General features: G+C 69.3%; 6 protein-coding genes. All 6 read right to left on the bottom strand.

Going from position 1 to position 4,042, the window contains the following annotated elements; all coding sequences use genetic code 11:
- Window positions 1-427 (bottom strand): Hpt domain-containing protein (locus D588_RS0111315; RefSeq protein ID WP_026143603.1); only part of this gene is annotated, 427 nt, incomplete at its 3' end.
- Between the two features lie 4 nt (window positions 428-431).
- Window positions 432-1,043 carry a protein phosphatase CheZ gene (locus tag D588_RS0111310; RefSeq protein WP_017916057.1) on the bottom strand — a complete coding sequence of 204 codons (612 nt, stop codon included), beginning with the start codon at window positions 1,041-1,043 and terminating at the stop codon, window positions 432-434.
- Complete coding sequence (gene cheY / locus D588_RS0111305) at window positions 1,044-1,436, bottom strand: chemotaxis response regulator CheY (protein ID WP_010341542.1); 393 nt, start codon at window positions 1,434-1,436, stop codon at window positions 1,044-1,046.
- Between the two features lie 19 nt (window positions 1,437-1,455).
- On the bottom strand, window positions 1,456-2,205 hold the full coding sequence (locus D588_RS0111300) for an RNA polymerase sigma factor FliA (RefSeq protein ID WP_010341541.1): 750 nt from the start codon (window positions 2,203-2,205) through the stop codon (window positions 1,456-1,458).
- Window positions 2,202-3,086, bottom strand: a complete 885-nt coding sequence (locus D588_RS0111295; protein ID WP_010341540.1) for a P-loop NTPase — start codon at window positions 3,084-3,086, stop codon at window positions 2,202-2,204. The genes D588_RS0111300 and D588_RS0111295 overlap by 4 nt, the downstream gene beginning before the upstream one ends.
- The coding region (flhF, locus tag D588_RS0111290; protein WP_017916056.1) for a flagellar biosynthesis protein FlhF at window positions 3,073-4,042 on the bottom strand (970 nt) is incomplete at its 5' end. The genes flhF and D588_RS0111295, both read right to left, overlap by 14 nt.

The following is a 4,042-nucleotide window of genomic DNA, read 5'->3' as shown; positions in this document are numbered from 1 at the left end:
CGGGCGCGGGCGCGGCGCTCTTCGCGGGTGCCGGCGCCGGTGCGTCGTCGCCGTGCGCGTCGAACTGCGCGATCAGCTCCGGCGGCGCGCGCGGCGGCTCCTGGCCGCTGCCGAAGGCATCGAGCATCGACTGCAGGTAGTCCAGCGACTGCTGCGCGGCGTCGAAGTGCCGCGCCTGCAGGGTGGCCTGGCCGGCACGGGCCATGCCCAGGGTTTCCTCCGCGGCGTGGCACAGCTCGACCATGGCGTTGATCGCCAGGAAACCGGCACCGCCCTTGAGCGTGTGGAAGCCGCGGAACACGGCGTTGAGCTGGCCGCTGTCCTCGGGCGCCTGCTCCAGCGACACCAACTGCTCGCCGAGCCGGTCCAGGATCTCCTGGGCCTCGATGATGAAGTCGGCAGCGATGTCGTCGGGTACGGCGCTCATAGAGTTACAGTCCCAGGCCCGAGAGCAGGTCGTCGGCGTCGTTCTGCGACACGCCGTGGCGGTCCAGGCCGGGCAGGGCCGGGCCGGCCAGGCTGCCGTCGGCCTTCTTGTTTTCTTCCTTCGGCGGCAGACCCAGCGCGCCGAAGCCTTCGTGCACGCGGCGCACGATGCCGGCGACGCGACGGATGATCTGCCCGGTCAGGTCCTGGAAGCTCTGCGCCAGGGCCATTTCGGTGAGGTTGTGGCGGATCTTGTCGAGGATCTCGCTCTGGTCGCCGCTGAGGCCGCCGGCGGCGAGCTGGTCGGCCAGCGCACGGCATTCCTCGGCCAGGTCCAGGGTGCGGTGGCTGGCCTGTTCGGTCATCTCCACCACGTGGTCCAGGCGCGAGCAGGCGTCGTCCAGCTCGCCGGCCTCGCTGGGCACCACCGGCAGTTCGCCGAGCGCCTGCCCCAGATCGCGCGCGAGCCGGCTCAGGCCCTGCATCATCGGCCGCGTGCGCCAGGCGGCGAGGGTGTCGATCTCCCTGCGCCAGCCGGCCTCGTCGCCGTTCTCCAGCGCGTCCAGCGCGCCTTGCAGGCGTTCGATCAGGGCGGTACGTTCGGCGGTGGCTTCCATTTAGGCGGTCGCTCCCAGGCGTTCGAAGATCTTGCCCAGCTTCTCCTGCAGCGTCTGCGCGGTGAACGGCTTGATGATGTAGCCGTTCACGCCGCACTGCGCGGCCTCGATGATCTGCTCGCGCTTGGCCTCGGCGGTGACCATCAGTACCGGCAGGTGCTTGAGCTTGTCGTCGGCGCGGATGTTGCGCAGCAGATCGATGCCGGTCATGCCCGGCATGTTCCAGTCGGTGACCACGAACTCGAACGGCGCCGAGCGCAGCGCGGCCAGGGCGCTGTTGCCGTCTTCGGCCTCGGCGGTATTGGTGAAGCCCAGATCGCCGAGCAGATTCTTGACGATGCGTCGCATCGTCGAGAAATCGTCCACGATCAAAATCCGCATGTTCTTGTTCACCACTGACTCCTAAGGGTTCCTATTCTTCGTCTTCCAGACCGGCATCGGCGACCTCGAACGCCTTCAGGCGTCCGCGCAACCGTACCGTGGCCTGGCCATGGATCTGACACACGCGCGACTCGCTGACCCCGAGCACCGCGCCGATTTCCTTGAGGTTCAATTCCTGCTCGTAGTACAGCGACAGCACCAACTGCTCGCGTTCGGGCAACTGCGCGATGGCCTTGCCCAGCTCGCGGCCGAATTCGCTGCGCTCGAGCATCTGCTGCGGATTGGGTCCGCCCTTGGCGATGGTATCCAGCTCGCCATGGTCCTCGATGCGCGACTCCAGGCTCAGTACCTGGCCGCGGGCGGCATCTTCCATCAAACGCAGGTATTCGGGAAGCGGCATGTCCATCGCCGCGGCCACTTCGTTGGCGGCGGCGGCGCGGCCGGTGCTCTGTTCGATCTTGCGGATCGCCGAGGCGGCGTCGCGGGCGCGGCGGTGCACCGAGCGCGGCACCCAGTCGCCGCGGCGGATCTCGTCGATCATCGCGCCACGGATGCGGATCGAGGCGTAGGTCTCGAACGAGGCGCCCTGTTCGGCGTCGTAGCTGCGCGAGGCCTCGATCAGGCCGATCATGCCGGCCTGGATCAGGTCGTCGATCTCGACGCTGGCTGGCAGGCGCGCGGCCAGGTGGTGGGCGATGCGCCGGACCAGGTCCGAGTGCTGGGTGATGTAGTCGTTGGCGCTGTTGCGCTGGACGGCGCGGTAGTGGGCTGCGGCGTTCATGCGGCCACCCCGCGCTGGATGATGCGTTCGACGAAGAACTCGACGTTGCCGCGTGGTGCGGTCGGCGCCTGCCAGCGTGCGGTGCGCCGGGCGATCTCGGAGATCGCCTGCGCCGACGGGCTGGACGGGTAGGCCTTGACCACCGGCTGCTGGCGCTGCACCGACAGTCGCAGCCAGTCGTCCTGCGGCACGCAGCCCAGGTAGTTCAGCGACACGTCGCCTAGGAACTTCTCGCAGACCCGGCTGAGCTTGTCGTACAGCAGGCGGCCTTCGTTGAGGTCGCGGACCATGTTGGCGACGATCTGCACCCGGTCCACGCCGCGCTCGCGCGAGAGGACCTTGATCAGGGCGTAGGCGTCGGTGATCGAGGCCGGCTCGTCGCAGACCACCACCACCGCGTCCTGCGCGGCCTGGCAGAAGGTCAGCACGCTGTCGGTGATGCCGGCGGCGGTGTCGACGATCATCACGTCCAGCTCGCGCTGCAGCTCGGAGAACACGTTGACCAGGCCGACGTGCTGGGCCGGCGGCAGCTCGGCCATGTAGCGGCGGCCGGAGGCGGCGGGCACCACCATGAGCCCGTTGGGCATGTCGATCAGCACCTCTTCCAGGGTGCAGCGCCCGGCCACCAGGTCGGCCACGGTGAACTTGGGGGTCAGCCCGAGCAGCACGTCGACGTTGGCCAGGCCCAGGTCGGCGTCCAGCAGCAGGGTGCGCTTGCCCATGTCGGCCAGCGCCATGGACAGGTTCACCGAGATGTTGGTCTTGCCCACGCCGCCCTTGCCGCCGGTCACGGCGATGGTGCGCACCGGACCCAGCGGTTCGCTGCGCGTCGCCGACAGGGGGAAGGCATTGGTCAGATTGACGTAGTCACGCGACGGCATGGGTCTGCTCCGGAGTACAGGGCTTATCGGCAGGGCGCCGCAAATCTTCAAGGCGCAATACCAGGCTGGCGGCGTTGGCGCGGTGCAGGTCGTCCGGCACACGCTGTCCATCGGTCACCCAGGTGATGGGGAGGCGGTGGTCCACGACCACCGACAAGGCACTGCCGAACCGCCCGGTCTCGTCCAACTTGGTCAGGATGACCCCCTGTGGGTCGGCGCCGGCGAACCGGCGCACCACCTCGTCCAGGTCGGAGAAATGGGCGTTGGCGGGAAGGACCAGCAAGGATCGGACCACCCGCGAGGCGCGCAGCCAGTGCAGCTGGGCGGCCAGGGCGCGGTCGCGCTGGCCCATGCCGGCGGTGTCGATCAGCACCAGCTTGTAGTCGGCCAGGCGCTCCAGCAGCTGCTGCAGCGCGGCGTCGCTGTCGGCCTCGTGCACGGCGATGCCGAGCTGGCGGCCGTAGCTGTGCAACTGTTCGCGGCCGCCGACGCGGATGGTGTCGGTGGTGACCAGGGCCACGTCGCGGGCGGCATGGCGCTCCAGGAAGCGCGAGGCCAGCTTGGCGATGGTGGTGGTCTTGCCGGCGCCGGTCGGGCCGATCAGGGCGATCACGCCGCCTTCCTCGAGCGGGTCCAGCGCGGCGATCGGCAGGCGCCTGGACAGCAGGCCCAGCATCAGCCCGCGGCCGCGGTGCAGCTCCAGGTCGGCGGGGATCTGCATGACCACGTCGCGGGTGATGCCGCTGTCGAAGCCGTAGTCGTCCATCAGCTCCAGCGCCTGGGCGCGGACCGGCGAGCCGCGCAGGCGCTCGTCGGTGAGGCGGTTCATCTCGCGCTCGATCATCTGCCGCATCAGCGACAGTTCGTCGCGCAGCTGCGTCAATTGTTCGTCGTTCTGCGGGGCGGGGAAGGTCGGCACCGCCGCCAGCGCCGCGGCCGCCGGGATCCCGGCAGCG

Origin of the sequence: Xanthomonas sp. SHU 308 (genome assembly GCF_000364645.1) — a bacterium.
Taxonomy (GTDB): Bacteria; Pseudomonadota; Gammaproteobacteria; order Xanthomonadales; family Xanthomonadaceae; genus Xanthomonas_A; species Xanthomonas_A sontii.
Note: the sequence above shows the minus strand (reverse complement) of the source record. Positions and strands in the feature narration are given on the sequence as shown.